Annotated in this window: 27 protein-coding genes; 6 read left to right on the top strand and 21 right to left on the bottom strand. The window is 62.0% G+C overall.

From position 1 onward, the window contains the following. Positions 1-105 precede the first annotated feature (105 nt). The 5 genes from Q7P63_17735 to Q7P63_17715 form a co-directional block, all read right to left on the bottom strand. On the bottom strand, positions 106-1287 hold the full coding sequence (locus tag Q7P63_17735; protein ID MDP0501938.1) for an MFS transporter: 1182 nt from the start codon (positions 1285-1287) through the stop codon (positions 106-108). Then, on the bottom strand, positions 1284-1811 hold the full coding sequence (locus tag Q7P63_17730) for a TetR/AcrR family transcriptional regulator (GenBank protein ID MDP0501937.1): 528 nt from the start codon (positions 1809-1811) through the stop codon (positions 1284-1286). Before Q7P63_17730 ends, Q7P63_17735 begins: the two co-directional genes overlap by 4 nt. A 138-nt stretch (positions 1812-1949) precedes the next feature. Further along, entirely contained in the window at positions 1950-2324 is a 375-nt protein-coding gene (locus tag Q7P63_17725; protein MDP0501936.1) for a hypothetical protein, read from the bottom strand. A 3-nt stretch (positions 2325-2327) separates the two neighbouring features. Beyond that, on the bottom strand, positions 2328-3875 hold the full coding sequence (gene metG / locus Q7P63_17720; GenBank protein MDP0501935.1) for a methionine--tRNA ligase: 1548 nt from the start codon (positions 3873-3875) through the stop codon (positions 2328-2330). Positions 3876-3951: 76 nt separating this feature from the next. Further along, entirely contained in the window at positions 3952-4335 is a 384-nt protein-coding gene (locus Q7P63_17715) for a hypothetical protein (protein MDP0501934.1), read from the bottom strand. A 90-nt stretch (positions 4336-4425) separates the two neighbouring features. Here Q7P63_17715 and Q7P63_17710 point away from each other — a divergent pair, with 90 nt between their 5' ends. The 3 genes from Q7P63_17710 (at position 4426) to Q7P63_17700 (ending at position 6092) form a co-directional block, all read left to right on the top strand. Continuing rightward, complete coding sequence (locus Q7P63_17710) at positions 4426-4653, top strand: type II toxin-antitoxin system RelB/DinJ family antitoxin (protein MDP0501933.1); 228 nt, start codon at positions 4426-4428, stop codon at positions 4651-4653. A gap of 186 nt (positions 4654-4839) precedes the next feature. Then, on the top strand, positions 4840-5736 hold the full coding sequence (gene ispH, locus Q7P63_17705; GenBank protein MDP0501932.1) for a 4-hydroxy-3-methylbut-2-enyl diphosphate reductase: 897 nt from the start codon (positions 4840-4842) through the stop codon (positions 5734-5736). Between the two features lie 5 nt (positions 5737-5741). Beyond that, a complete protein-coding gene (locus tag Q7P63_17700; protein ID MDP0501931.1) occupies positions 5742-6092 on the top strand; it encodes a hypothetical protein in 351 nt (116 codons plus the stop codon). Between the two features lie 105 nt (positions 6093-6197). On the opposite strand, the gene Q7P63_17695 is transcribed toward Q7P63_17700, so the two are convergent. After that, positions 6198-6728, bottom strand: coding sequence for a phosphatidylglycerophosphatase A (locus Q7P63_17695; protein MDP0501930.1), 531 nt, complete (start codon positions 6726-6728; stop codon positions 6198-6200). Positions 6729-6736: 8 nt separating this feature from the next. Further along, positions 6737-7315, bottom strand: a complete 579-nt coding sequence (pgsA, locus tag Q7P63_17690; protein ID MDP0501929.1) for a CDP-diacylglycerol--glycerol-3-phosphate 3-phosphatidyltransferase — start codon at positions 7313-7315, stop codon at positions 6737-6739. A gap of 83 nt (positions 7316-7398) precedes the next feature. Here pgsA and coaD point away from each other — a divergent pair, with 83 nt between their 5' ends. Both coaD and Q7P63_17680 read left to right on the top strand, forming a co-directional pair. Further along, positions 7399-7881, top strand: a complete 483-nt coding sequence (coaD, locus tag Q7P63_17685; protein ID MDP0501928.1) for a pantetheine-phosphate adenylyltransferase — start codon at positions 7399-7401, stop codon at positions 7879-7881. A gap of 93 nt (positions 7882-7974) precedes the next feature. After that, positions 7975-9336: an MFS transporter gene (locus tag Q7P63_17680; GenBank protein MDP0501927.1), complete on the top strand. Its 1362-nt coding sequence runs from the start codon at positions 7975-7977 to the stop codon at positions 9334-9336. Positions 9337-9352: 16 nt separating this feature from the next. Here Q7P63_17680 and Q7P63_17675 read toward each other — a convergent pair whose 3' ends face one another. From Q7P63_17675 to Q7P63_17645, 7 genes are all read right to left on the bottom strand, one after another. Next, on the bottom strand, positions 9353-9772 hold the full coding sequence (locus Q7P63_17675; GenBank protein ID MDP0501926.1) for a secondary thiamine-phosphate synthase enzyme YjbQ: 420 nt from the start codon (positions 9770-9772) through the stop codon (positions 9353-9355). A gap of 41 nt (positions 9773-9813) precedes the next feature. Beyond that, positions 9814-10215 (bottom strand): DCC1-like thiol-disulfide oxidoreductase family protein, encoded by a 402-nt coding sequence (locus tag Q7P63_17670; protein ID MDP0501925.1) that lies wholly within the window; start codon positions 10213-10215, stop codon positions 9814-9816. A gap of 111 nt (positions 10216-10326) precedes the next feature. Beyond that, positions 10327-11712, bottom strand: a complete 1386-nt coding sequence (locus Q7P63_17665) for a class II fumarate hydratase (GenBank protein MDP0501924.1) — start codon at positions 11710-11712, stop codon at positions 10327-10329. A 114-nt stretch (positions 11713-11826) separates the two neighbouring features. Beyond that, positions 11827-12873 carry a S1C family serine protease gene (locus tag Q7P63_17660; protein ID MDP0501923.1) on the bottom strand — a complete coding sequence of 349 codons (1047 nt, stop codon included), beginning with the start codon at positions 12871-12873 and terminating at the stop codon, positions 11827-11829. 81 nt (positions 12874-12954) lie between these two features. Continuing rightward, positions 12955-13602 carry a hypothetical protein gene (locus tag Q7P63_17655; GenBank protein MDP0501922.1) on the bottom strand — a complete coding sequence of 216 codons (648 nt, stop codon included), beginning with the start codon at positions 13600-13602 and terminating at the stop codon, positions 12955-12957. 10 nt (positions 13603-13612) lie between these two features. Further along, the gene (locus Q7P63_17650; GenBank protein MDP0501921.1) at positions 13613-14263 is read right to left on the bottom strand and encodes a sigma-70 family RNA polymerase sigma factor; all 651 of its coding nucleotides are present in this window, start codon (positions 14261-14263) and stop codon (positions 13613-13615) included. A 93-nt stretch (positions 14264-14356) separates the two neighbouring features. Then, positions 14357-15394: a polyprenyl synthetase family protein gene (locus Q7P63_17645; protein ID MDP0501920.1), complete on the bottom strand. Its 1038-nt coding sequence runs from the start codon at positions 15392-15394 to the stop codon at positions 14357-14359. 78 nt (positions 15395-15472) lie between these two features. On the opposite strand from Q7P63_17645, the gene Q7P63_17640 reads away from it, so the two are divergent. Then, the gene (locus tag Q7P63_17640; GenBank protein MDP0501919.1) at positions 15473-16099 is read left to right on the top strand and encodes a CPBP family intramembrane metalloprotease; all 627 of its coding nucleotides are present in this window, start codon (positions 15473-15475) and stop codon (positions 16097-16099) included. An 82-nt stretch (positions 16100-16181) separates the two neighbouring features. On the opposite strand, the gene Q7P63_17635 is transcribed toward Q7P63_17640, so the two are convergent. The 7 genes from Q7P63_17635 to Q7P63_17605 all read right to left on the bottom strand — a co-directional run bounded on the left by Q7P63_17635 (position 16182) and on the right by Q7P63_17605 (position 25816). Further along, on the bottom strand, positions 16182-20846 hold the full coding sequence (locus Q7P63_17635) for a CARDB domain-containing protein (protein ID MDP0501918.1): 4665 nt from the start codon (positions 20844-20846) through the stop codon (positions 16182-16184). A gap of 36 nt (positions 20847-20882) precedes the next feature. After that, positions 20883-22625, bottom strand: coding sequence for a secretin N-terminal domain-containing protein (locus tag Q7P63_17630; GenBank protein ID MDP0501917.1), 1743 nt, complete (start codon positions 22623-22625; stop codon positions 20883-20885). Positions 22626-22668: 43 nt separating this feature from the next. Then, positions 22669-23223: a hypothetical protein gene (locus tag Q7P63_17625; protein MDP0501916.1), complete on the bottom strand. Its 555-nt coding sequence runs from the start codon at positions 23221-23223 to the stop codon at positions 22669-22671. 3 nt (positions 23224-23226) lie between these two features. Continuing rightward, positions 23227-23820 (bottom strand): hypothetical protein, encoded by a 594-nt coding sequence (locus tag Q7P63_17620; protein ID MDP0501915.1) that lies wholly within the window; start codon positions 23818-23820, stop codon positions 23227-23229. A 5-nt stretch (positions 23821-23825) separates the two neighbouring features. Next, positions 23826-24476 (bottom strand): hypothetical protein, encoded by a 651-nt coding sequence (locus tag Q7P63_17615; protein ID MDP0501914.1) that lies wholly within the window; start codon positions 24474-24476, stop codon positions 23826-23828. Beyond that, positions 24457-25512 carry a hypothetical protein gene (locus Q7P63_17610; GenBank protein MDP0501913.1) on the bottom strand — a complete coding sequence of 352 codons (1056 nt, stop codon included), beginning with the start codon at positions 25510-25512 and terminating at the stop codon, positions 24457-24459. Before Q7P63_17610 ends, Q7P63_17615 begins: the two co-directional genes overlap by 20 nt. 205 nt (positions 25513-25717) lie before the next feature. Beyond that, positions 25718-25816: an AURKAIP1/COX24 domain-containing protein gene (locus tag Q7P63_17605; GenBank protein MDP0501912.1), complete on the bottom strand. Its 99-nt coding sequence runs from the start codon at positions 25814-25816 to the stop codon at positions 25718-25720. Positions 25817-25895 lie beyond the last annotated feature (79 nt).

The raw sequence follows: 25895 nt of genomic DNA, 5'->3' as shown, positions 1-25895 counted from the left end.
GGTGAGCGGATGCCCGTGAGATTATCAAAACACAGAACAGCCGCCAATTAGAATACAGGCCGGCTTTTGGAATCAGCCGGCGTTAATAGCGAAAGGCACCGCGCCCTAATGGTCAAGGCAGGTCGAAGCGCCACCGGTCGGCGCAGGGCGCGATGGCTGGCGGGCACCCCCACCCGCCCGCGCGGAGCCCGCGCCAAGGGCAAGCGCGGCGAACACGATTACCGCCGCATCGGCCGGCAGCCAGCCCATCAGAAGGCCAAAGATCGGAGCACCCACCGTCTGCCCGATGGCCAGCGTCAGAAATCCGATCATCAACCCAGTGGCGGGGCGCGCGGGCAGCGCGACAACCCCCCAAACCAGGTATACGCCGCTGAGCATGATGTAGGCAGCCCCGAAGAGCGCACCACCCACGAAGGTCGCCACAGGCGTCGTGATGCTCGTGCCCACGGCGAGGATCCCCATTGCCATAGCCCCCAGCGAGGCCCAGTGCACCTTGTCGATACCGAAACGTGCCACCAATGCCCCTGCCGCCGCGCCCGCAATCCCCGCCGCGCCGATCACCGTCCAAAGCAGCCCTCCGCCCACGTGGTCCCAATCCAGCCGGAGCGTGACGAGTTGGCTCCCGAACGACCAGATGGCCGTGCTGGACATACCAAGCAGGAAGCTGGCTACGATCAGGCGCTGGATCGCAGGGGTGAAAAGGCTGGCGCTATCTGCGGTCTTTGTGCCCTTGCGAGTGGCACCGGGCACGCTGCGCGCGACGGCAAGCCCCACCACCAGGGCAGCGCCTGCAAACGCGGCGAACGCAAGGCGCCACTGCCCGGCCACCAACAGGGCCGCCGGCCCCGAAAGCACCACGCCCGCACTTGTGCCGGAGTTGATCACAGTATTGATCGCAGCTTGACGGGCAGGCTGAATGACCTCGGCCACAGCCGCCGCCATGGGCGGGGAAGCCAGCCCCGTGCTTGAACCGGCAAACATTACGGCAGCCGCGAGCCACCACGGCGATTCTGCAGTCGCGATGCCCACCATTCCGACTGCGGCGACCAGTGCTGCGCCGATCGCCACCGCCCTCGCGCCCATCCGCTCCGTCAACTGAGCAGAGAGGACAATCGCGATGCAGTAGCCGAAGAACGACCCGCCGGAAATCAGCCCGCTCTGAGTGGGCGAAAGCGACAGCTCGGCGTCGATCTGGGGCAGAAACAGGCCGAAGGCAAAACGGGCAAACCCGTAGCAGACGGCGATCAGCCCAAAGCCTGCCACGCTCAAATAAACCCCGCGGCTCATGATCTTGCCTGCTCCACCAGGGCTTCTGCCATGCGGCAGCCTGTTTTTACCGCAGCTACGCCTCGGTAGACGGCAGCCGCCGTTGCGCCCTCGAAAAGGATGAGGATCTGGTCCGCCAGCTCCGAATTGTCAGCACCGCCAAGCTCCACCGCCAGAATCTCCTGAATCTTCTCGTGGAGGTGCGCCTTGTGGGCGGTGACGGCTGCTGCGATTTCCGGAATATCGCCGCCCGTTTCGCCGTAGGCCCGCAGGAACAGGCAACCGCGACTGCCCTCGACGCGCACCCAATCTTCCAGCGCCTGAAAAAGAGCGCTCACGCTGTTTATTTTAACGGCACTCAGGAACCGGCGATCCCTCTCGGCCAAAACTGCCGTGATGAGGGCGGTCTTGCTGCCCGCGTGTTTGTAGAGCGTGCGGCTCGACATGCCAGCTGCCTGCGTCAGGCGGTCGACCCCGGTGGCAACGAAACCGTGCCGGTAGAACAGTTGCTCGGCCGCAGAGACGATTTTGTCGTGCGTGTCCATCTGCTCAAGGTAAAACGATCACTTTACCCTGTCAAACGGATGCCCGGAAGGGCCCTCGTGAGGCGACAGATACGAAAAAACCGAGGAAGCCCTTGGCGTCCTCGGCTCGATCAAAACCTGGGTGTCTGCGGTTCTGCCTTACTCGCCTGGCGTCTCCGCCAGGGCCAGCACCTCGTCGGCTCGCACGACGACGCGATGGCGACCGCTACGGCTGCCGCCCGTGCCCAGCGTCACCACGAGCAGGTGCTCGACGGGCTCCAGCTTGATCACCGACATGTAGTGCAGTTGCGTGTCGCCACGCACCACCGTGAGACGCACGTTGTTGCGCAGGTCGAGCGAGTCCAGCACCTGGGTCCACGACTTGGCCAGTTCGCGCGCATCGGGGTTGGGCCCGACGTTGATGTCCAGTTTGGACGACGCGGCGGGGTCGATCACGACCCGATTGCTGGCCTGCCCATGGAGAGCAGGCGGCAGCAGGGCGAGGAGCCCGAGGGCGAACAGGCGAAGGGGCATAGGCTAGGCTTCGGGAGTGGGTTGCGGGCGGGGGAAAAGGATCGTCTTTTCGCCCAGCACGCAGCCATCGAGGCGGTTGCCCCACTCCAGGCGGTCGTCCCAGCGATCGACCGACGGCTGGGCCAGCAGCTGCTGAATGCGGTCCGCAATCGTGGGCATGACGGGCTTGAGGAAGACCGTCGACAGGCGCAGGCCTTCGCCCACCACCGCGAGCGAGGTCTTGAACAGCTCCTGATCGGCCGCCTCTTTACTCTTGGCGAGCTTCCACGGCTGGCGCAGCTCCAGGTAGTTGTTCAGCTTGGAGCAGAAGGCCATCACGCGCTCCATCGCGAGGTGGAACTGGAAGTCTTCAAACAGGCGCAGCACTTCCTCACGGGTCGTTTCCCACGCGGCCTTCACGTCTTGCTCGGGCTGCTCGTCGACGGTCGCCGAGGGCAGGCCGTCGGGGCAGCTCTTGCCGGCCATGTTGAGCAGGCGGCTCACGAGGTTGCCGAGGTTGTTGCCGAGGTCGCCATTATAGCGGGCCAGGAACAGCTCGCGGCTGTACTCGCTGTCTTGCGCCACGTTCATCTCGCGCGTGAGGAAGTAGCGGAAAGAGTCGGCACCAAACTCGTCGATGAAGTCGAGCGGGTCGACCGCGTTGCCGGTGCTCTTGCTGATCTTCGAGCCGCCCTTCGCCAGCCACCAGCCGTGCACGAGCAGGTGCTTGGGCAGCGGCACGTTGATCGCCTTGAGCATAATCGGCCAGTAAACGCTGTGGGCGGGCACGAGGATGTCCTTGCCGATCACATGGTAATCGGCAGGCCAATACTTGTCCCAGCCCTCGTTGGGCCAACCGGTGGCGGAAAGGTAGTTGATCAGGGCATCGAACCAGACGTAGGTGACGTAGTTGTCGTCGAAGGGCATGGGGATGCCCCACGCCAAGCGCTCTTTCGGGCGCGTGATACAGAGGTCGTTGATCGGCTCCTTAAGGAACTCCAGCACCTGCTTCTGGCGGAAGCTGGGCAGGATGAAGTCCGGGTTTTGCTGCAGAAAGTCGATCAGCCAGTCCTGATACTTGCTGAGGCGGAAGTAGTAATTCTGCTCCACCAGCTCGACCACTTCGCCGTACAGCTCCGGCCACGAACCGTCTTCATTACGCTCCTTCTCGGCCACAAACTGCTCCTGGCGCACCGAATAGTAGCCCTTGTAGTCGCCGAGGTAGATTTCTCCACGGTCGTAGAGGTCTTGCAGGATGTCCTGCACGACTTGCTTGTGGCGGGGCTGCGTGGTGCGGATAAAGTCGTCGTTGGTGATGTCGAGCTTCTGGATCAGCTCGCCAAACATCACTGCCACCTGATCGACAAAGGCCTGGGGCTCGACGCCCTCACTGGCTGCCTTCTGCTGCACCTTTTGCCCGTGCTCGTCGAGACCGGTCAGGTAGTGGACCGGTTCGCCCATCAGGCGGTGGTAGCGTGCGATGACATCGGTCAGCACCTTTTCGTAGGCGTGGCCGATGTGCAGGCTCCCATTCGCATAGTCGATGGCGGTGGTGATGTAGAAATGTTTCATGGACGCACACAGGTTGGCGACAGGCCGAACCTTTTTCAACCGCGCAATTCAAACAGCAAACACTGGGCTGCCGACTTTACCGGCTGCGACGGGCGCTACTGTCGCCGCCCGTGCCCGATGAGTCCGCCCGGTCGACCTCAAAGCCCTGCACAAACCCATTTTCGTGGTAGACGTAAACGTGGTAGGTCACGGAGCCGTCGATGTAAGGACGATCGACGCGCTTGTAGGTCACAATCTGGTCCGTCCAGCTCTCCAGCTCGAAGGCTTCGCGGAACATCCATTTGGTGACGTTGGCCATTGCCGTGCCGGGTGGAAACTTGCGCTCCAGCTTGCGGGCGAGATCGGCCGGGTATTGGAGCGTGGGCGTCTCCAGCGGCTCCTGCCTGCACCCGGTCATAGCCAAGCCAGCCATGCCCATCCAGCCCAGCCCCACCAACGCCATGATCCACCGTGTGCGCATATCTACAACCTATGAACCGGCGCAAGATTCGCAAGTTGCGCCTTCTCGATGGGGCTTGAGAATCCAGCGTCTTTGGACATCTAATAACCTATGCCACATACGATCGTCCTTCATTTACATGTTGAAGAAGCACGGTATCGCGAGGCTGAAGAGGTCCTCAGTCGCCTCGGCTTGGGGCTGAGCGACGCCATTGACCTTTTCTTCGTGGAAGTGGCCTCGCGGGGAGATTTGCCATTTACCGCTACTTTTCCCAGCGAACGTCTACAGACAGACGAGCAGCTCGGCCATACCTGGAACCACTCTTTAGGTGAATATTGAATCAGATAAAGCCGTAATGGTTTTAGCCGCGGATGAAACGCGGATTGTCGCGGATGGAGACTAGTGCCGTGGCACGAGATTCTGTTCTGCGTTGATCTGCGTAAATCTGCGGCTTGAAAACACGCATCCCCCACCCGTTCGCCAGCGTTGACGCCGGGGGCGGGTTGGCCCATATTAGCAGGCATCATGAAAGTTATTCGGGCCAAGAGCGCTGGTTTTTGCTGGGGCGTCGAGCGGGCGATCAACATTGCACGCGATTTTGCCTCCAAGGGCCGCCACCCCGTCTACACCGACGGGCCGCTGATCCACAACAGCCAGATGATGGAAAAGCTGCAGGCCGAAGGTGTGCGCGAAGTGGGTGACTACCAGAGCCGTTCCGACCTCACGATCGATGCGGAGCAGGACAAGAACGCTGTACTCGTGGTGCGCGCGCACGGCATCTCCCCCGAGCGTCGCTCCTATCTCAAGTCCATCGGGATTGATTTCAAGGACGCCACCTGCCCGGATGTGGGCATCGTAGCGGGCAAGATCAAGCTGCACTCGCGCAAGGGCTTCCACACCGTAATTTTCGGCGACGAGCGCCACCCGGAGGTCATCGGCCTGCTTGGCTACACCGAGGGCCGCGGCCACGTGATCAAGAATACCGACGAGATCGACGCCCTGCCCGAGCTGGGCGACCAGGTGCTGATGGTGTCGCAAACTACCATGTTTACGGACGAGTTTCACCGTCTCGGCGATCACCTGATCTCCCGCTTCCCCAAGGCCGTGATCGTCGACACCATTTGCGGCGCGACGAAGGACCGCCAAGGCGATATCGCGGTGTTGATGGACCAGGGCGTCGAAGCCTTTGTCGTGATCGGCGGCCATCACTCGGCCAACACTCGCAAGCTGGCCCTGCTTGCCCAACGCACCGGCAAGCCGACCTACCACATCGAGACTGCCAAGGAGATCGACGCGGAAGAGATGGCGCAATTCCGCATCGTCGGCGTCACCGCCGGTGCCTCGACCCCAGAATTCCTGATCAGCCGCGTCTGCGAGCAACTCGCCGCCATTGATACGGTGGGCGAAGCGGCTGGCGTGTAGGAGCGATGGCCGTTCGGCAGCTCGAACTGAAGCTTGGGGCGGCACCTGCCACCCCGGCTTTGCTGTTGCGTTGCTTGCGCAGTCACGAGCCAGCCTTGCAAGATTTCCTGCTGGAAGACATGACGCACCTCCACCCTAGCGCGAAGTGCGACGTGTTTGGCTTGCAAGAGGTGGTGGCGGAAAACGACGACGCCTATCACCTCAGCTACCGCTTTGCGTGGTCGGCCACCTACGGCTGCGCCGACCGCGAAGTTTCCGAGACAGAAGTGCAGATGGTGCAGTTTCGCTACGCCAACGGGATGGCGCGTTTTGAACTGCCCATTTTTCCGACTTCAAGTACGGCGGACGAGCTTTGATTCTCAAGCGAACCTCACGCCAAGCCGCAGAGACGCGAAGGAGGGGAGTAGATCGGGATTTTTCTTGGCGTCTTTGCGCCTTGGCGTGAGGCCCAATACCCCGCCCTACTCCACAACCAACGGCAGCAGATAGAAGTGCGCGAGGCCGAGGCAGACGGCGGCGGCAAGGCCGGCCACCAGATCGTCGACCAGCACACCCATGCCGCCGGGGAAGTTCTGCAGGCGTTTGATCCCGAGGGGCTTCAGGATGTCGAAAAAGCGGAAGAGCGCGAACCCGGCAAGGAAGTAGGCCCACGGGTAGTTACTGGCGTGGATGATACTACCGAGGCCGAAAAACGCCAGTTGTTGCCCGGCGACTTCGTCGAGGATCAGCTCGCTCGGGTCTTTGTGACCGAGACGTCGCTCGCCTTCTTCGCACCATAGCAGGCAGAAGATCAGAAACGGTGCCAGCAGGAGGATCTGCAGCGGGAACGGCAGCGGGTAAAAGAGGACGGTGTAAACCAGCACCCCCACTGCGCTGCCCCAGGTGCCCGGCCCCGGTCGCAAGTGGCCGAGCTTGCCCAGCGTCACGACCGGCACCACGGCTGCATCGGGCAGTTGACGCAAGAGCAACTGCACCGCGAGCGGCAACTGCATCTCGCGCCTCACGCCGCACCCCCGTTTTTCAGGAGCGGGCCGTATTTCTTGAGGTAGATCAGGCCGGATTTGATCGTGAGGTAGGCCGAGACGTAAAAGAGGATCCAGCCCACGTAGAGCAACGCCGTCCGCGCTTCCAGCGGCAGGGCAGGCACGGCGAAGATCACGAGCAGGCTGGCCATCTGGGCGGCGGTCTTGATCTTGCCCGTCTTCTCCGCCGCCAGCACGAGGCCCTTTTTGGCGGCCACGAGGCGCATCCAGGTGATGCCAAATTCGCGCACCGCCATCAGCAGCACGACGACGGTCACAAACCACCACGGCACGAGCAGGCCCACGATAATGAGCAGCGCGAAGCCGCCCAGCACCAGCACCTTGTCGATCATGGCGTCGAGCAGCTTACCGAGGTTGGAGGTCCAGTTGAAGCGACGCGCGAGGTAACCGTCGAGGAAGTCCGACGCGACTGCCCAGAGCAGCATCCACCACGCCCAGGCGGCATGATCGTCGCCCGGGACGAGCGTCCAGTAGGCCACGAAAGCCAGCGCGGGGATGCGCGAAAAAGTGATGATGTTGGGGATGTGTCTAAGCACCGCTGCAGAAGGGGTTTGCCATCGTTCCCTACATGGTCCATTCCCAAAGCGGGTTGGTCAAACTCCAACGCAAAGTCTTCGCCATGAAACTCGCCCTTTACCCTGGCACCTTCGATCCCGTCACCAACGGGCACCTCGACATCCTGCACCGCGCCTGCAAGCTGTTCGACCACATTACTGTGGCCGTAGCCAACAACCAGCGCAAGGGCCCCCTCTTCTCCCTCGAAGAGCGCGTGGAGCTGATCCGCGGCAATATTCGCGGCCTCAACGCCAGCGTGGAGCCCTTCCAGGGCCTCGTGGTCGACTTCGCGAAGAAAAAGGGTGCCATCGCCCTGATTCGGGGCCTGCGTGCGGTGTCGGACTTCGAATTCGAATTCCAGATGACGCAGATGAACCGCGACCTCGACCCGGAGGTGGAGACGATCTTCCTCATGCCGGGCTCGCTCTACTACTTCACGAGTTCAACGCTGGTCAAACAGGTCTCCGCCTTCGACCCCGAGCGCGTACAAAAGTTCATCCCGCTGAATGTGGCGGCGGCGCTGAAAAAGAAATACAACCACAGTTAGGCGCCGCAGAACCCCTATTAGTTGCGGAAGACAAGAAATTAGAAATGCGCTCTAGACGCTCCGCCGGGTTCGGTCCATGATCACTTTTTTGTCATGGCAGCAACGGAGCCTTCCCCGCAGAACCAGAAACGAACCCTCGGCGTCATTTTCCTGACCGTCTTCCTCGACCTCGTCGGGTTCTCCATCATCTTCCCGCTCTTCCCCGCCATGCTCCATTACTATCTGGAGCTGGAGGGGCCGAACAGCCTGATCGGCGGCATGGTGGAGCGACTGGCCGCAGTGGTGCCCGACCCGCTCGAAGCGGAGTTCCTGACCACCGTGCTCTTTGGCGGCATCATCGGCTCGCTCTACAGCCTGCTGCAATTCTTCAGTGCGGCCTACTGGGGGCGCACCTCCGACTACAAGGGCCGGCGCCGGGTGCTGCTCCTTACGGTGACGGGCGTGGCCGTCAGCTACCTGCTCTGGTTCTTCTCCGGGCACTTTTGGGCGCTGCTCATCTCGCGCGCTCTCGGGGGTCTGATGGCGGGCAATATCGCCGTCGCCACCGCAGCCATCGCCGACGTGACGGACGAGAAGGGGCGCGGCAAGGGCATGGCGCTGATCGGTGTCGCCTTCGGCCTCGGCTTCATCCTCGGGCCGGCCATCGGCGCGGTGAGTGCCACCTATTTCAACCCCCTGCACATTTGGCCCTCGCTGGAAGGCATCGGCCTGCATCCGTTCTCCGGTGCGGCGCTGGTGGCCCTGCTGCTCTCGCTCGTCAACCTCGTGTGGGTCTGGCGCTCGTTCCCCGAGACGCTGGCGGTGAAGAAGGCCAAGCCCACACTCGAAGAGGGCCAGAAGCGCCCCAACCGCCTCGCCGAGATCTTTATCGTCAAGTCGCAGGTGGTGCAGCTCGTGATCTTCGTCTACCTGATCTTCGTGATCGCCTTTGCGGGCATGGAGTTTTCGCTGACCTTCCTGGCTCGCGAGCGTCTGCTCTACTCTCCGCTGGCGATGACGAAAATCTTCGTCTTCATCGGCCTGATGCTCCTGATCAGCCAAGGCATGGTGGTGCGCCGCCTGAGCCCCAAGATTGGGGAAATGCCGCTGATCTTCGTCGGCTTCCTCATGGTGTTTCTGGCGCTCGTCTGCCTCGGCGCGGCTCTGCAGGCGCCCCTCTTTTACACCGGGCTCGGCCTGCTGGGCTTTGGGGCCGGTCTCGTCAGCCCTTCCCTGACCGCGGCCGCCTCGCGCTTTTCCCCCGCCGATGAACAGGGCACCAACCTCGGTGCCTTCCGCTCCGCCGGTGCCTTGGCGCGCGCCATCGGCCCGCTCGCGGGTGCGCTGATCTACTACAAGTTCGGCTCCGACTTTGCCTACTATGCCGCCGCCGGCCTCGTGCTGGTCTCGCTCGCGATGAGCTTTACCCTGCCCAAGCTGCCCCCGGGCGAGAAGGTGGCAAAGCAGAAGGCTTAGGCTATCTGCCCAAGCCCTACTCTCCCATCACGGTGATGAAGATGCGGCGGCGGTGGGAAGAGCGGCGGTGCTCCCAGAGGAATACGCCTTGCCAGGTGCCGAGCTGGAGCTGGCCGTCGTGCAGCGGGAGCGTCTCACTGGTGCGGGTGAGCGCCATCTTGATGTGGCTGGGCATGTCGTCGGGCCCTTCCAGCGTGTGCTGGAAGTAGGGCACGTTTTCCGGCACGAGGCGGTTCAGCCATTCTTCCAGATCGCGGCGGGCGGTGGGGTCGGCATTCTCCATGATGACGAGACTGCAACTGGTGTGCTGGCAGAACACGTGCACGAGGCCGTTGCGCACGCCGCTCTGGCGCACCTCGCGCTCGATATCGTGCGTGAACTCGGTGGTGCCTTGCCCGCGGGCGGAAACGCTGATCGTCGCCTGATGGATCTTCATGCGCGCAAGATACGGCAGCGGCCTGGAAAGGGAAAGAGCGTTTAATCGAGGAAACGGGCGCGCTCTTCAGGAGTCGGCAACCGGCAGCTCTCCTTTTGGCCGAACCAGCGATAGCGGCGGGCGGCGACATAACGGTATAAAGCATCGAGCCAGGCCCGGGGCAAAATACGAAAGGCGCGCAGCCAGCACCACGGGGCGCGCAGGTAAGCGGCCAGTGCGAAGGCCCCGGCACTGCGCTGATACACCCTGCCCGCTTCGTACAGCACGAGGCTGTCGAGCGCCTCCGGGTCGATCCCCAGCGGGGGCAGGAGGCGGCGGGCGTGCTCCCCTTGTAGCGGGGCGAAGCGCAGCCGTGGCTCCCGCTCGTGCCGGAGGATGAAGTCGACCGTGTGGTTGCAGAGGTTGCACACCCCGTCGAAGAAGAGGATCGGCGGCTCGTCCACGAAGGCGAAGCTTGAGGCCTCAAGGGGGCGGCGGCAGCCAAAAAAGAACCGGGCGGAAGCAGGCGCTTCCGTCCGGTCGTAGAAATCACGTTAAACGCGGCAGAATGGCCCTTAGGCCTGCGGCGTCACCATCGTGCTGGGGTCGAGTGCCTCGTCGAGCTTGTCGGCTTCCATCAGGCCCATTTCGAGCACCACTTCGCGGAGGGTCTTGTTCTCGGCGAAGGCCTTCTTGGCCACCTTGGCGGCATTGTCGTAGCCGATGTAGGGGTTGAGGGCGGTGACGAGCATGAGGCTCTTCTTCACCAGCTCGTCGCAGCGGTCGCGGTTGCACTCGATGCCAGCCACGCAGCGGTCGGCGAAGGTGCGGGCGCCGTTGGCGAGCACGGTGATGGATTCGAGCAGGCTGTAGGCGATCAGCGGGATCGTCACGTTGAGCTCGAAGTGACCGTCGCGGCCGCAGATGGCCACGCTGGTGCAGAGGCCCTGCGTGTAAATGGCGGACTGGATCAGCATTTCGCTCATCACCGGGTTGACCTTGCCCGGCATGATCGAGCTGCCCGGCTGGGTGGAGGGCAGATTGATCTCGAAGATGCCGCTGCGGGGGCCGCTGCCGAGCAGGCGGATGTCGTTGGCGACCTTGGTGAGGCTGGCAGCGATGGTGCTGAGGTAGCCCGCAACTTCCACGGAGTCGTCGCGACCGCCCTGGGCTTCGAAGTGGTTGTCGGCTTCGCGGAACTTCAGGCCCGTCTTTTCGCTGAGCAGGCGGGCCACGCGGGCGCTGAACTCAGGGTGCGTGTTGATGCCGGTGCCGACTGCGGTGCCGCCGATAGCGAGTTCTTCGAGGGCTTCGATGCCCTTCTTCGCGCGCACGATCGACTTCTTGACCTGCTGGGCGTAACCGCTGAATTCCTGGCCGAGCGTGAGCGGCGTGGCGTCCATCAAGTGGGTGCGGCCGATCTTCACCACGTCGTCGAAGGACTTGGCCTTTTCGTCGAGCTTGGCGTGGAGGTGCTCCAGGGCGGGGATCAGCTTGTCCTTCAGCGCGAGGGCCACCGCGACGTGCAGGGTGGTCGGCATCGTGTCGTTGGAGGACTGACCGAGGTTGCAATCGTCGTTGGGGTGGATGGGCTTCTTGGAGCCGACGGCCTCACCGGTGGCGAGGCTGCACAGGTTGGCGATCACCTCGTTCGCATTCATGTTGCTGGAGGTGGCGCTGCCCGTCTGGAAGACGTCGACCGGGAACTGGTCGTTGTGCTTGCCGGCGTAAATCTCGAGCGAGGCCGCGCGGATCAAGTCGGCCTTGTCCTTCGAAATGCGGCTCAGCTCTTCATTGGCCGATACGCAGGCCCACTTGAGCAGGCCGAGGGCCTGGACGAAGTCGGCAGGCATCCCGCGCCCACTGATGGGGAAGTTCAGGACGGCCCGCTGGGTAGAGGCGCCGTAGAGAGCGGAATCGGGCACTTGCATTTCGCCCATCGAGTCGCGTTCAGTTCTCATGATAAAACCGTGGAAAGGGAGGATTTAGATAAGACGTGCTTATCTACCGCAGCCCTAAGGCGGTGAACTGGTTATGTCAATGCCCTTCGCCCGCCTTTTTGTGCGGCCCCGGTTTTACTGGCCTTCCGCCGGCATCATGGGGAGCGGCATTTCGGCGCTGAAGGGCAGGATCATCGAATCTTCGGGCGGCTCACTGGGGCGGCGGATGGGCGAGACTTCGCCGTCGAGCCGGGGCATGCGGGTCACGATCTCCAGCGGCTCGTTTTTGGGCCGCTTGGCCACTTGCACGGAAAATTCCTTCACGACATCGCCCCGGCGCACCTTGATGTCGGTAAACGTGCCTACGCGGGAGTAGAACATGGCGTTGCGTAGATCGTCGAGCGTATGGATCTCATAGCCGCCGATCTCGATCAGCACGTCGTCGGGCTCAAGGCCGGAGTTGGTAGCGGGCGTCTCAGGCACGAGCTTATCGATCACCAGGCGTGCGCCGCGCTCGCGGTCGCTCTCGATGCGGATCTCGAAGCCGATCCAGCCATAACCGATCTCTCCGTTGAAAAGCAGGTCGTCCCGCAGGCGCAGGGCCGCCCGGGCCGGCAGGGCATAGGTGGCGCCCATCTCAGGCAAGGAAAAGGTCTGCATGCCCACCAGGCGACCGCTGAGGTCGATATAGGCGGCACCACCCTCGCCCGGGCCGGCTGGCAGGGAGGTGCGCATAAACTTGCAGGGGAAAAAGCGTTGGGCGAACCGCGATTCGTAGCCGGTAACGAGGCCCAGGCTGGGCGACGGCCCAAACTCCAACGGCATACTGATCCGGACGAGGATGGTGCCCACCGGCGGCAGCTCCGGCGTATCGGCCAAGTGGAAGAAATTGAAGCGGGGCGGCAGGTCGCGGACCTTGAGCAGCGCCAGGTTGCTGCTTTCGTCGATGCCCACCACATCGGCGGCATAGGAGACGCCGTTTTGCTCGACCCAGGCGCGCTCGGGCTTTTGCACCACGGTGGCATTGGTCAGCACATGGCCTTCGCGGGAAATGAAGAAGCCCGTGCCGATCAGCACGCGTGGGGTGTCGTCGGGCCCGGAAGACGGATAGGCGGCCTTGACGCGGACGATGGAGTGCGAGTGCTGCTCATACAGCTCCACCATGCGGCGCTGGAGCGCCATAAAATCCTGGGCAAACAAGGGCGACCCTGAACCAACTCCCCAAAGAGCGGCTATCATCATCAAGAGCCACCGCATACGCTGCTAGAAAAGTTCCGAACTGCGGTGTGCCCTGGTGTCCACCTCGTTGGAGGTCAACGGCTCCGCCACATACTGGTAGCTGGGCCGTGGTTCGGATACCAGCGAGGTGGGGGCCATGATCTTGCGGAAGCTGCCCGTAGTGGCGTCTTCACCGGAAAGCGCATCGTTGGCAAACGACACAAAAGACGACATCAAGTCGATCCGGTTGCTGGCGCTCGGGGTAGCCAGCTCGGCGGGGCGCTCGCGCGAAGGCGTCGGCAGATCCATCGCCAGCGCAGTCACCGCCGGGCCGAAGGACGAAGCCTGCAGGGGCTGACCAGCCGGGCGGGGCGCGGAGGCCGTCGCTCCTTCATCGGTCTGCCCGGGCGTGCCGGACGGGTTGAAGGCGGTGACAGGCAACTGCAGGATGCCGAAGCCAAACAAAAAGGCGGTGGCGGCGGCGGGTGTGCCAGCCAGGAAGCTCCAGCGGATCCAGCCCCGTGCCCACCCTGCGGTGGGGTCCTCGCGATCCATCAAGAGGCGGAGGCGGCGTTCCTGGAGCTGACGATCGAAATCCTGCCAGAAAGCCTGATCAGGCTTTTCGGCTCGCTTGAGCTGGAGCAGGTCTTCGACCGCGATACGAGGTTGTGGCTTGTTTTCCGGCATGAGCATCAGAGGACGGTCAGCGGATATAGTCCTGCAGGTAGGCCTGGAGCTGTTGCTTGGCATAATGCAAGCGTGAGCGGACCGTCCCGACAGAACATCCCATGATCTCCGAAATCTCTTGGTGGCTAAGACCCTCGATTTCGAAAAGGACCACGACCGTTCTATGCTTAGGAGACAGCTTCTGAAGCGCTTCGTTCAATTTTTCCTGCAGCTCGCTGGCCAAACTGCGACGCTCCGCCTTGCCGCCCTCGGAGAGGGTTTCGACAATCTCCGAAGAAGTGGCTTCGTCGTGCAGGTTTTCCAGGCTGAAGAAGCGGCGCAAGCGGTGCTTTTTCAGCTGGCTGAGGGTGGTATTGACGGCGATGCGGTAAAGCCACGTGAAGAACGAGGACTTGCCGCGGAAGCGCTTGATGGACGAAAAGGCCTTGATAAAGGCTTCCTGCGTCAGGTCGGCAGCGTCCTCCCGGTTCGACGTCATGTTGTAGACGATCGAAAAGAGACGCTCCCGGTACTTGGTGACGAGGAAATCAAAGGCCGCCACATCGCCGGCCTGCACTCGCTCCACGTACGACCAATCCTCGTCCGCACTGGTCACAGGTGCAGATGAAGTAGTCGCCGCCTTGTCGAGTGTGCCGGTCAAAGCCATTGAGGAGCTGAAAGATGCCATAATAGGACAGCAGTTTCAACCGCAAATGCGGTAGATTTAACGGTTTTAACCCCAACTGCCCGGTAGAGTTGCACCGGGCCAGACCGCCCGGTCTTACTCCTGATAGCCGATCTGGGCGAGCAGCTTGGCGCAGGCGGCCTCCACGAAACCGAGCAGGCGGGGAAGCCTCTGGGCCGCCGGCAGCTCCTGATAGGGCTCGAGGGCCTCGGTGGCCAAGCGCAGCTCGTGGCGGAAGGCGTCGACCACCTTGGGCAGGATGCCGGCCTGCTCCCACTCCGCCCGCAGCTCCAGCACCGCATCGGGGTGGGTGTTGATACGGCGGATCCACTCCTGCTGCTGCGCATCGGTCAACGTGGGGAACCAGAGCAGGAACGGCAGGGTGAACTTGCCGCTCGCGAGGTCGGTCCCCAGCGTTTTGCCCGCCTTGTCTTCCGAGGAAAAGAGGTCGGCCAGGTCGTCGAAGATCTGGTAAGCGATGCCGAGGCGGCGCGCGAACTCCGCTGCCGCTTCGGGGAAGCCCGAGGCCGGGTGCGTCAAGGTAGCGCCCAACAGGGCCGACACGCGAAACAGCTCCGCCGTCTTCAAGTCGATCATCCGGTAGTAGGCCGGCAGAGAGAGGTCGGCGCGCCCACGGGCAAAGGTCTGCGCGATCTCGCCTGAGCAGACTTGCCGGGTGGCCTGCGCCACTTCGCGGCAGACGAAGGTGGTCGGGAAGTCCGCCGCCAGCTTCAGCGCGTGGGCAAACACAGCATCGCCCAACAGCACCGCCGCATGGGCCCCGTAGCGGTGGGCCACCGTGGGGGTGCGGTGCCGCAGGTCGGCATTGTCCAGGATATCGTCGTGCACCAGCGTGGCGAGGTGGACGAGCTCCACGATGGCGGCGGCGCGGATGAGATCGGTCGGCGGCTCCTCGCCCTCGCCTGTCCAGCCGCTGTAAAATACGAGGATGGGCCGGATCTTCTTGCCACTGTGCTGGAAGGTGTAGCGCACCAGCTCCTGCACCTCCGGCTCAAAGGAAGACACCTCGTCCAGCAAGTACCGCTCAAGCGCCTGCAGGTGCGCTTCGATCGGGGCGGTGATGCTGCCGATGCCCTCGGGCCGGGGCGTGCTGGGACCACTGGATGCTACCATTTGGGGGACCTTAGGCAGTGAGGGTTGCAAAATCAAGCGGGTTCACTTGGCTGGCAAAAACCAAAACTGATCGCTGCAATGAACGAATCTCCTCTCATCATGTTACTGGTGGCTGCCGGGGCCGCCTATCTGGGCAAGCTTTGGTGGGCCGACTTGCAGGCCCACCGCCGGGGGGAGCCCAACCCCAAAGCCTTCCCTGGCGCCGTGCCCTCCCCTCTCCTGCCCATCTGGATCGCCATCGGCGGCGCGCTCGCGCTCGTCGCGCTGGAGACCGGCGGCGAATACGCGCTCGGCGTAAGTGCCGACCAGAGCGACATCTCGTGGCTCTACCTGCTGCCCATGCTCGCAGCCGGTTTTGGCGAAGAGCTGATCTTCCGCGGCTATCTCGTAGTCACGAAAAAAGGCAAGGCGGTCCTCTGGGCCAGCATCGTCGGGTTTTCGCTGCTCTTTGCCCTCGCCCACTACCAGTATTATACCGAGCAGGCCGAAGGCGCCGCCTGGTATCAGTTTAGCTGGGCGCTGGACAAGCAGGCTGCCTGGGCCCTGCTGCTGCTTTTCCTCAACTCGCTCTGGTTTTACACCGTGCGCTTCTGGAGCCTCAACCCCGACCGCTCCCTGCTGCCCTGCATCGCGGCCCACATGTCGAGCAACCTGGCCGTCTTCCTCGTCAAGCTCGCCCAAGGCCACGTGACCTCCCTCGCCTGATCGGGCAGACAAAAAGAGGCCCGACCGGCTTTTGACACCGATCGGGCCTTGGACAAGACAGGTTGAGAGAAAAGTCCCCCGCCTATTCGCTGGCGCCCTCGTTGAAGGGCGTCTTGTCAGCGAACTCCGAGTCCGGGATGTAATAGGCCATCACCTTGATAAAGCGCGCCTGAGTCAGGTTGCCGCTGGCGTCCTTGCCAAGAGCCTCCACATCGCGCACCGTAATCCGGTAGCTGTAGCCGTTGTGGATGACGGCCTGGACGGCAGGGCGCAAGGTGCGCAGATGCTCCGCATTATCAGCGTTTCCACCGGCCCGCGGGTCGTAATGCAGCAAACGGACCGTATTGGTAGCAGCATCCTCCTCGAAGCCATTGAAGCGAGCGGAGTCCGAAGCCCAAACTTCGTAGATAAAGCTGGAATTGGAATAATCCGACAGGGCATTGAACGTGACCTGGAGGTATTCTGCGGAAGTCCCGTTTTGGTCTTCCACCACCAGATCGGTCGCCACCAGAGCTCCCGGCAGATCGGCTTTCAACGGATTGGCCACGAAGGCCCACTCAGCCGCATTCGTATAGCCGTCTCCATCGGGATCCAGAGCAAGGATTTCTGCAATGCTCGAAGCGCCTTGGCCCACATAGTCGAGGCCGATACCCGAGCTGAGAGGCACCGTAAAGTTGTCGAGCAAGCCCAACCCTTCATCATTGTTGGCAAATGCGGCAGATTCCTGACGAAGGAAGTCGGGCATCTCCCGCTGGATATTCCAGAAAGTCTGCCATTGACGCAGGGTCTGCCTTGGGGGCGTCACATCAACGAAGATGCCGGCCGTAAACGTCAACTGAAGTTCATCGACTGCCAGCGGCACATTGGCGGTAATCGTGAAGCGGGGCGCAAACGCGGCCGGCTCTCGCGTAAAGAACAGCGAATAAGGGCTGCCTCCGACCAATGCGTTAGACGGGAAGAAGAACATTGGCCAACGAAGTACGTTCGGATCGACGAAGTTCTGATTGCCGTCCAATCGCCAAGGAGCCTGATCCCCGGGGATCGTATCGGTAATTCCAATGGTTGACAGCGGCAGGTAGCTAATCGGCTCTCCTTCTTCTTCCGGGCGGCTGACGGAGAAGGCTGGGAAAACGGGAGGAATGTAGGTTTCGTCCGGGTTCGGTTCGATGCCGGCATAAGACGAAACGGCAGCCTCATTGTATTTGGGGATGCGCAGGCTGCTGCGGAAGGGCGCGGAGGTGCCTCGCGGCAGGCCTCGAACATCCCGTACCGTCGCAACGACGCGGTCCAAACTCCCGTTCCCTGTAAATGTGGTTGCCGGAATGGTAGAACTGCCTTCGACCGATTCTCGAGCAGTGTCATAGCCAGCCAGAGAGATTTCCAGAGTGGCCTCCGAGCCCGGCAGGAAGTCTTTACAACCTGAGTTCTCGAGGTTGAAGGTAAAGGCCCACTCGCTCTCGCGGTAGTAAATACCGGGTCGGTAAACAAGGTCATTTACTTCGAGATACGGGCGCCCTTCGATCACGATGTCGGGCTCGTCGGAAAACCAGATGTTGTTGTTCGTCTCCGGAGCGTAGCGAAGTCGCACACCATTGATCGAGCTCGCCAATGTGCCCGTATAGCGGTTCGCGATCTGCACAAAGGTGTTGCCGTCGAAGGGATTGACGATGCCCCAAGCCCCGTTGCGCTGTTCCGTATTCAGGTTGGTAATCTGACCTGTCTCCTCATCGGTATAGGCATACAAAGGCCACCCGGCGGTATTACGCAGGATTTCATCTGCCGTCTCGTCGTTGATTTCGCGATAGCGACGGGTGCTATCCACGTAGACAGCGAGGTAATATTCGCCGTCGGGCATACAGAAGTTCATGTCGAAGTCCTGCCCGTATATAAAGCGCCCGTTACCGTCGAGATCCTGCAACTCTTCAAGCACGCCGAGAATGACGTCGTCGGAGTTGCCCCACACTTTGTCTCGCGAAAGGCGAACCTCCGTATCGAAGAAGTGGGAACCTCCAGCGGGTTCCATCGCTGCCCCGGCATTGATGCCGTTGATGACGACATCAAGGTATTGATGGCTCTTCAGGATGAACAGCTCGATGTTCTGCGAGTTGTACTCGACCGATTCGACCGTCAAGTCGGGGCGGAGCTCTTCGCGCACGACGATGCGGTCAACAAAGGCGTAGGCTGCCGGGCTGCCGGTGCCGCGAGTGTAAGTCCAGCGCAGCTTGCGCGGGGTCGCGCCTTTTTCAACCAGCTGGCGGTAAGCGGTCCACCCTTGATTGCCTGAAATTACCGCCTGATCTTCAAAGCCGAAGGGGGCAGCGCCGTCGATCGTGAAGGTGATCGAATCGTTGAAATTGTCGATCCCTGCTTCGGTGGCAGCCAGGCCCCAGACGAACTCCACGACAAAGGGCCCGGTGACTTCGATTTCGAAGGAGGCACTCTGACCTGCGACCAACCCGGGCTGAGGAATCAGCGCGTTATCACCTTCGGGCGTGTAAGGCTGCACCTCATTGTTGGGCTCGTTCTGGATCGCGTCGAGAGCAGTGGTGTTCTGCCACTGAGCCCCCGCCGCCGGGTTGAACCGGATGGTATTGGGGTTCAGGTAACGCAACTGCCCGTCCTCACTCGTCGGTGCCGGCTGGACCGTAAAATCGGCCCCTTCCTTCAAGTTATTGCTCCCATCGTTCGACAGCAGGACTTGCACGTAGCGGCCCGGGCGGTTGTCCGTCGACTCGTTGTTGACCTCGCTGATCTCCTCGACCTGGTTCGCCGGATCGACGAAGATGCCAAAGCGGTAGTTGCCCGCGCTGATGCTGGGCAGGACCAAGTTGAGCGTCCCCGTCGTCGAGCTATTGGGCAAGATGGGCCCTTCCACCGCTTGGATTGGCCCCACCGCTACCTTGTCAGCCGTGGTGGAAGTGCCGGTCGCCGTGCCGAGATACTGGTAGAAAGCCTGCAGGGTCGTGCCTTCGACCACCTGAGCGGTCCCGCCATTCGCCAACGTGTAGTTGAGCGCGATGGTTTCGCCGACATTTACCGGCGCATCGGGCACCGTGAGGGTGGCGACAACCGAAAGGTCGGGCGTGAAGCTCAGGGGCTCTTCAACCTGGAAGGTGTTGTTGTCCAGGTTGGCCTCCAGCGTCGTCCCCTCTCCATTCACATCGACAAAGAGGTAATAAGTGCCCGCGCGGAGACGATCGGCAGGCAGACCGACCGAAGCGGTCAACACACGCTGGTTGCTGCCCGCGAGCGAGTTGTTGTAGACGATCTCGTTGCCAAGCTCCTGCATCGGGCGGTCCGCCCCCAGGGCCACCGGCAGGCGCACATCCGTATCGCGGGAGAAGTTGGGATCTTCGCTCAGGTAAAGGGCGATTTCGAGGCCGGAATTGCTCGGCAGGGGCCCGGAGCCGATGTTCGACAAGGTCAGGCTGAGATCGAAAGTGCCACTGATGTAGGGCGTTTCGTTGGCCGAGAGACTTGCTTCCGCGACCATATCCGGAATGCCGAGAGGGACGCGCAGGAAGACGTTGCTGCCGCCTGCTCCGAGGCCGGTGCCGAGCTGGTTCGCTGCGTTGCTGCCCGTGGCGTAGAGCTGGCTAGCCCCCGCCCGCAACAGCGTAAATTCATCGCCCATCGCAACTTCAGTAAAGTCGAGCTGGGCCACGTTTTCGACGAATACCGCCTTGTCCACCAGCTTTTGCGGGCTGGAGAACTGCATATTGGCCGAGATCACCCGGTCGTAGTCGTCGTACAGGTCGACGCCCAACTGGCCGAAAGCGGGGGTATTGGCGCCCCAGGCATAGACGTCGCCTTCCGTGCTGATCGCAACCACATGGGTAGGGGTCGCGCGGTCCATCTTGATGCTCTTGATCTGGACGCCCGCCGGGAAGGGAACCCGGGTCGGCGTAGAAGCCGTCGAGGTGCCTCCGAGGCCAAGGCTACCAAGAGTGCCGTAGCCGAAAGCATAGACCTGGCCTTGGTTGTCGAGGGCGAACGACTGCACGGCGCCTGCCTCGACCGACACCCACTTGGGATCGGTGCTGATGACTTGCACCGACTGGCTCGGCAGCGCCGGCAGGCCGGGGATGCCGAGCTGGCCGGAAGCGTTCAAGCCCCACCCCAGCAGACGGCCTTCGCTGTCGACGGCGAGCACGTGGTTTACCCCGGCCGACATGGCGGTGATCTTTACCCCCGACAGTGAGTTGCGGGAATCGTTCAGGATCAGGGGCGAGAGCTGACGCGGAAAAGTCGACGGGCTGCGCAGGAGCTGTGCGTTGTTATTGCTGCCCCAGCCGTAGAGGACGCCATTGGACTTCAGGGCCAGCGTGTAGCTGCCCGTCGCGTCGACGTCTTTCCAGTCGTTGTCGTAGCCAATGCGTTGTGGCACACGTCGGTCGTCGGTGCCCCCGGTGCCCAGCTGGCCGCTGGCATTGCTGCCCCAGGCCCACAGCGAGCCGTCGGCCGCGATCGCCACCGTGTGGTCGGCCCCGATGGCGACATCGAGCCATTCACGGTCGCCCAGCACGCGCGTCGGGTTGATCGCCGTGGTCGCGGTGTCGAGGCCCAAGCCTCCGGTGGCACTGGTCCCCCAGGTCCAGAGCTCGCCGGACTCGGTGATGACCATGACGTAGTTGTCGCCGGCTTCGAGGGTATCGGCCTGCACGACCGGGAGCAGAGGTGCGGCAAGGCTGCACCCCAGCATGCCCACAAGGCTCCGGTGCTGGAGCTTGGGTAGATGCAAATTCATGATGGTGTTCTCCGCAGGAGTTGGAGGTGCGCCCGATTAGGGTTGGTTGCGGCGCGGGACTTCGCGCTCCAGCTCGGAGGAGCTGTCGGCGGCGGCCTTTTCTTGCAGCTTGCGCTCTTGCTCGCTCAGCTCTTCGAGCTGCTTTTGGAGGCGGGTCTCGGCATCCATGCGCTCGAGCGTTTCGGCGCGCTCCTGGATGGAGTCAAAGAGGGCGTCTTCGGCCGCCGGTGGCTGGTAGCCGGGCAAGTCGCGCTGGTTGATCCCCATCTCCCACAGGCGGCGTTGCGAGAAGACGTCGCGGTAGGTGGCCCCGCTGGCGCTCAGCACCTTGGCGGTGATGAAGATCACGAGGTTGCGGCGCTCGGAGTCACCCGTGTCGTTGCGGAAGAGGCGGCCGAGCACGGGCACTTTGCCGAGCACGGGGACGCGGGTGTTGCCGTCTTGTTCGCGGCGTTCGATCAGGCCGCCGAGGGCGAGGGTGTAACCGTCCTTGATCGTGACGACGCTGCGGGTGCGGCGGGTGGAAATGATCGGGTAGCTCGCGCTCAGCTGCGTGACGGTGCCGTCGAGGCTGGAGACTTCGGGCTCGACGTTGAGGGTGATGAAGCCGGCCGAGTTGACGCTCGGCGTCACCATCATCTGGATACCGATGTTCTTGTATTCCGCTTCGTCGGCCTCGTAGGTGCCGGTTTGCGGGTTGAAGCGGGTCGAGACGACGGGGTATTCCTGGCCGACGAGGATCTCCGCCGGCTGGTTGTTCATCGTCACAACGGTCGGGTTGGAAACCAGCTCCACCCCGGAGTTGCTTTGCAGCGCCCCGACCACCACTCGGAAGGCGTCCGCCGAGAATACCGCCGTATCGCTCCAGGTGTCGGTATCCGTCCGCCCCAACACAGACTCGGACGTCTGCGCGTCGGAGGTGTTGTAATTGAAATTGCCGTTGTTGATCGTATTGGTCGACTGGCTGGTGCTTTCGTTGGTCGAGCCACGTTCGCGCTCGTATTCGCTTTCGTAGGTGCGGTTGAAGGGCCCGGCGGTAAAGCCGGTGGAGCCACCGAGTGCGCCCGACCAGTCGATGCCGATGTTCTTTTGGTCGCGCCCGGAGATTTCCACGAACTTGGACTCGATCATCACCTGGTTGTTGGGGCGGTCGAGCAAGTCGATGATCTCCTGGATCTCGTCCATCTTGCTGGGGCGCTCCGTCACAACCAAGGCGTTATTGCGCTGGTCGACTTGCATGCGTCCGCCGGCTTCGGTTTGCACCAGCGGGTCGATCGTGGCCTTGAGGGCCGTGGCGTCGGCAAAGGAGATGACGAAGACGCGGGTCACGGTCGGCTCGGCTTCAATGTCGCTGAAGCTCTTGACCATGATGATGTTGTCTTCGATCACGTAGGTGTAATCGAGCGGGCGCAGGATCACGTCGAAGACCTGGCGCCAGGTGACGTTGCGCAGGCGGAGGCTCACGCGCCCCGTCAGCTCTTCGGGGATGACGACGTTGAGCTCATAAAGCTCGGCGACGTTGCGGATGATGTTGCGCACGTCTTCATCCGGGAAATCGACGGAGATCGTTTCCGCTTCCCGGTTCATGCTTTGAACGGGCTGCCCAGCGGGCGGCAAATCGAGGTAGACCTCGTCGGTCGGGATGTCGACCGACTGCTCTGGCAGGGCCGGCGCGGCCGGCGTGCGGGTGACAGAACCGGCATCGGGTGCCTGGGCAACCAGCGACTGCACGGTCGCAAACGAGGCTGCAGACAGGATAACATAAGGCAGAAACTTCATGGCGCAGGAATCAGAAAGGAAGGAATGCAGAGGTGCGTAGGGATTATTCAGCAGAGGTAGCAGGATCGACCGAGCGCTTGATGCGTTGAGGGTCGGTAATGGAAGTGATTGGGCGCGTGACACTAGCGGAACCCAAACGAAGGGTATAGGAGCTCATCGTGACTTCAGCAAGGATGACTTCATAGGCTTGTCCCTGGATAGTTGCACTGATGGTTTTACCCTCTTCTAGGCGACGGTTATTATCTAGCAGCAAAAATGCGCGCCCCAAACCAACGGTGCTTCCGTTAGGCTGGAGCGTATCGGCTACGGCCACGACAGCCACGGAATCAGCGAGGCGTGGCGGGGGGGCCGCAGGCTTGGCCTCCGCAGCAGCGGCCTGTGGCGCTGCCGCCTGAAAGACCGGAACGGCAGGCGGGGCAAAGGGGTTGCTCAACTCGAGTTCGCCCTTGGCCGGAGCTTCATGCACGGCAAAGGCTTTCTCCAGGTTGCCCATCAGCTCGCTGCGGCTGCTGTAGGGGGTGACGGAGCCCGTGACGGCCGCCTCCGCCGAGGCGAGCATGATGCAGAGGGCCAGAACGGAGGTGAAGCAGACTTTCATGTATTATTTTGCGGGTTCGGGTGGCCGGATGCCGAGCATGTCGATCTGCACACTCGCGCGGACTTTCGAGCGATCGGTGGGATCGTTCAATTGGCTGATCGACAGCTCGCCGATCTGTATAAAGTAACGGCTACCTTCGAGAAATTTAAGCCAACGAACGATGGATGAATAAGATCCCTCAGCCGTGACGGAGAAACGCACGATGTCGAAATCCTTCAACTCCGGCAGGTAGGGAGGGGGCGACGCCATCGAGGTGCCCCCGATCTGAGAGAGCCCGGTCATCTTGAGCTCGAAGCGGCGCTCCTGCTCATAAAAGAGGTTGATGTTGCGCGTGAGGTCGCGCCGGTCGATCAGGCGCCCGGTCAGTTCCTCGTTCAGGCGCTTTGCGGTCTCGATCTGCGCTTCCAGCTCCCGCGCATTATTGATGTCGCGGTTCATCACGAGCACGTCTCGCTCGGCCTCCTCGGCCTGGCTCTCCAAGGTCTGGATCTCGCCACCACGAAAATAGATGACGAGGCCGGCCGCCAGAGACAGGACGAGGCATACCACGACCAAGGGGTACTGCTTGAGCAGGGCAATGAGGCGTTGGGTGTCCATGACGGCTACGACTTGGCGGGCGGCGTGAGCAGGAAGCGCCCGGTAAAGGTGGAGGTGTTGGTCGCCACGTTGCGGTTAAAGCTGTCTTGCGTCCAACGGGGCTGGTAAGGCGCCAGCAGCTCGCTGTCGGCGATGCTGCTGCGAAACTCTTCCAGCAGCTCTACCGCGCGGTCGCGGTCGAGGATGGTGCCATCGAAGACAAGCTCGTAGGTGATGGTGCGTTTGGCGCTGCGACCGCGCCCGGTGGTGGCGACGATGGGGCGGAAGCTGAAGGAGTTGAGCACGATGTCTTCCAGGCCTTGCTCCGCCAGCACCACGAGGAGCTCGGAACGGCTGAGCGAGTCTTGTGAAAAATCCGCGACCTGCTGCAGCTTTTCGCTCTCTTTGCGGAACTCGGTGCTTTGGCGTACGCCGCGCAGGTGAGTGGTGTGGAGGCGGTCGACTTCCTGCTGGTTGGAGGCCACCGCCTGCTTTGCCACCTGGATGCGAAACTCGTTGAAGACCGCAAAGGAGAGCAGGCACACCAGCAGCGCGATCGCTCCAAAGTTGTAGAGGAAGTTGGTGCGGACTACCTTGGTGTCGGGCAGCGCCGCCTCGTTGACGAAGCTGGGCCGCCAGGCCGGGTGCAGGTCTTCTTTAACCTTCTTGGTTGCCATGGCCCTTGGTGGTGGAAAGGTTGCCGATCATCGAGAGCAGGCCCAGCCAGCGCGGGTCTTGCGGGTCGAGGCTGATGCCGGGCGCCACTTCGATCTGCCGCGAAGCCAGCCAGCCGGCGTAGTCGAACGACAGCGCGCGCAGGCCGAGATCGCGCGTGAGCACGTCGCGGATCCACGTGAGGTTGCGGGGCAGGAGCGTGAGCACGAAGGCACCGATGCTCTGCCCGGTCTGCACCTCGTAAAAGCCGGTAGAGGCCTGCAACTCCTTGAGCATCTTGCGCATCAGCGCGGGGCCCATTTCGGTAAAGTCGAAGGTGTTGGAGAAGAAGAGCTTCTTCGCGCTTTCCTCGTCCTTGAGGCCCAATTCCTTCTGCACGATGGGGAACATCGCGTTGAGGCCGTAGGGGATCGGGCGGCAGAGGTCGACCAGGCCGTTGTTGACGACGAAGAGGTTGGAGTTTTGCGGCGTGATCTCCAGTAGCAGCACGGGCTGATCGGCCCGCGACCAGCGAAGGTAGTCCATTACGCCGCCCAGGCTGGCCAGGGTGCCGAGCTCCAGGGTTTCAGGGACTACTTGGCGCGAGACAAAGCTCTCTTGCAGGCGGGAAAAATCTTCGTTGGAAGCGCCTGCGATCAAAACTTCCTTTTGCGCCGTCATCGGCTTGTCGGCGCTGAAGGACTCCCCGGTGGTCGCAAGCAGCACGGCGGCCATGTGCTTGGAGGGCTCGATGCGGAACTGCTGCTGCAGCACATCGGGGAAATAGCGGGGGTCTTTTGCCTTCGCCGAGCTTTCCAGCGTATGGCGACGGAAAAAGCGGGAAACGGGATACGCCGCGCAGCGCGCAGTGACGAAGCGGCTGCCTTTGCCGGGCACCATGCGCTCAACCTGAGCGCGGAACTCCGGAGCATCCAGATCACCCTGATATTCGTGAACCGCCTCCAGGGTCAAAGGGGTGTCGTATTGGGAGGTCGTGGCAGTCAGCACCGAAAAGCTGCTGACTTCAACGAAGAGACCTTTCGACTTTTTAGACAGCATGGCAGGACAGGGGCCAGTCGTTACCCAGGGAAAAGCAGGCGGTAACGGTGGGCTTGGATGGGTTGTAAAAAAATAATCGCGACCCCGCCTTTACAAGACAAAAAGAAGCTCCGCAGGCCGAATGAGGCGCTGCGGAGCGATGTAAACCAAAGAACGTAAATTTGTTAGCGGTGATTGGGTGCTTACCGTAAGCACCCTTGGGTGATCAACCCCAAGTCCGCTTCTTATGGCGATTGGCGCGGCTGCGCTTGCGGCGCTTGTGTTGCGAGATTTTGCGGCGGCGTTTTTTACGAAGATTGCCCATAAGCTTTGCTGTAACTAAAAAGGGATTAAAACTTAGAGAATGCCAGACCGTCCGGCAACGTAAAGAATTAAATCAAAAA

The organism is Verrucomicrobiota bacterium JB022, assembly GCA_030673845.1.
Taxonomy (GTDB): domain Bacteria; phylum Verrucomicrobiota; class Verrucomicrobiia; order Opitutales; family Oceanipulchritudinaceae; genus WOUP01.
This window is presented reverse-complemented; position numbering and strand designations above follow the sequence as displayed.

Excerpts from the sequence above, each read along its gene's own strand:
- Q7P63_17700 (MDP0501931.1), top strand. The coding sequence starts at position 5,742 with ATGGCCGTTCGGCAGCTCGAACTGAAGCTTGGGGCGGCACCTGCCACC.
- Q7P63_17695 (MDP0501930.1), bottom strand. The coding sequence starts at position 6,728 with ATGCAGTTGCCGCTCGCGGTGCAGTTGCTCTTGCGTCAACTGCCCGAT.
- metG (MDP0501935.1), bottom strand. The coding sequence starts at position 3,875 with ATGAAACATTTCTACATCACCACCGCCATCGACTATGCGAATGGGAGC.
- Q7P63_17605 (MDP0501912.1), bottom strand. The coding sequence starts at position 25,816 with ATGGGCAATCTTCGTAAAAAACGCCGCCGCAAAATCTCGCAACACAAG.
- Q7P63_17680 (MDP0501927.1), top strand. The coding sequence starts at position 7,975 with ATGGCAGCAACGGAGCCTTCCCCGCAGAACCAGAAACGAACCCTCGGC.
- Q7P63_17635 (MDP0501918.1), bottom strand. The coding sequence starts at position 20,846 with ATGAATTTGCATCTACCCAAGCTCCAGCACCGGAGCCTTGTGGGCATG.
- Q7P63_17620 (MDP0501915.1), bottom strand. The coding sequence starts at position 23,820 with ATGGACACCCAACGCCTCATTGCCCTGCTCAAGCAGTACCCCTTGGTC.
- coaD (MDP0501928.1), top strand. The coding sequence starts at position 7,399 with ATGAAACTCGCCCTTTACCCTGGCACCTTCGATCCCGTCACCAACGGG.
- Q7P63_17615 (MDP0501914.1), bottom strand. The coding sequence starts at position 24,476 with ATGGCAACCAAGAAGGTTAAAGAAGACCTGCACCCGGCCTGGCGGCCC.
- Q7P63_17640 (MDP0501919.1), top strand. The coding sequence starts at position 15,473 with ATGAACGAATCTCCTCTCATCATGTTACTGGTGGCTGCCGGGGCCGCC.
- Q7P63_17710 (MDP0501933.1), top strand. The coding sequence starts at position 4,426 with ATGCCACATACGATCGTCCTTCATTTACATGTTGAAGAAGCACGGTAT.
- Q7P63_17675 (MDP0501926.1), bottom strand. The coding sequence starts at position 9,772 with ATGAAGATCCATCAGGCGACGATCAGCGTTTCCGCCCGCGGGCAAGGC.
- Q7P63_17655 (MDP0501922.1), bottom strand. The coding sequence starts at position 13,602 with ATGCTCATGCCGGAAAACAAGCCACAACCTCGTATCGCGGTCGAAGAC.
- Q7P63_17610 (MDP0501913.1), bottom strand. The coding sequence starts at position 25,512 with ATGCTGTCTAAAAAGTCGAAAGGTCTCTTCGTTGAAGTCAGCAGCTTT.
- Q7P63_17630 (MDP0501917.1), bottom strand. The coding sequence starts at position 22,625 with ATGAAGTTTCTGCCTTATGTTATCCTGTCTGCAGCCTCGTTTGCGACC.
- Q7P63_17660 (MDP0501923.1), bottom strand. The coding sequence starts at position 12,873 with ATGGCGCTCCAGCGCCGCATGGTGGAGCTGTATGAGCAGCACTCGCAC.
- Q7P63_17650 (MDP0501921.1), bottom strand. The coding sequence starts at position 14,263 with ATGGCATCTTTCAGCTCCTCAATGGCTTTGACCGGCACACTCGACAAG.
- Q7P63_17730 (MDP0501937.1), bottom strand. The coding sequence starts at position 1,811 with ATGGACACGCACGACAAAATCGTCTCTGCGGCCGAGCAACTGTTCTAC.
- ispH (MDP0501932.1), top strand. The coding sequence starts at position 4,840 with ATGAAAGTTATTCGGGCCAAGAGCGCTGGTTTTTGCTGGGGCGTCGAG.
- Q7P63_17735 (MDP0501938.1), bottom strand. The coding sequence starts at position 1,287 with ATGAGCCGCGGGGTTTATTTGAGCGTGGCAGGCTTTGGGCTGATCGCC.
- Q7P63_17625 (MDP0501916.1), bottom strand. The coding sequence starts at position 23,223 with ATGAAAGTCTGCTTCACCTCCGTTCTGGCCCTCTGCATCATGCTCGCC.
- Q7P63_17665 (MDP0501924.1), bottom strand. The coding sequence starts at position 11,712 with ATGAGAACTGAACGCGACTCGATGGGCGAAATGCAAGTGCCCGATTCC.
- Q7P63_17725 (MDP0501936.1), bottom strand. The coding sequence starts at position 2,324 with ATGCCCCTTCGCCTGTTCGCCCTCGGGCTCCTCGCCCTGCTGCCGCCT.
- Q7P63_17645 (MDP0501920.1), bottom strand. The coding sequence starts at position 15,394 with ATGGTAGCATCCAGTGGTCCCAGCACGCCCCGGCCCGAGGGCATCGGC.
- Q7P63_17715 (MDP0501934.1), bottom strand. The coding sequence starts at position 4,335 with ATGCGCACACGGTGGATCATGGCGTTGGTGGGGCTGGGCTGGATGGGC.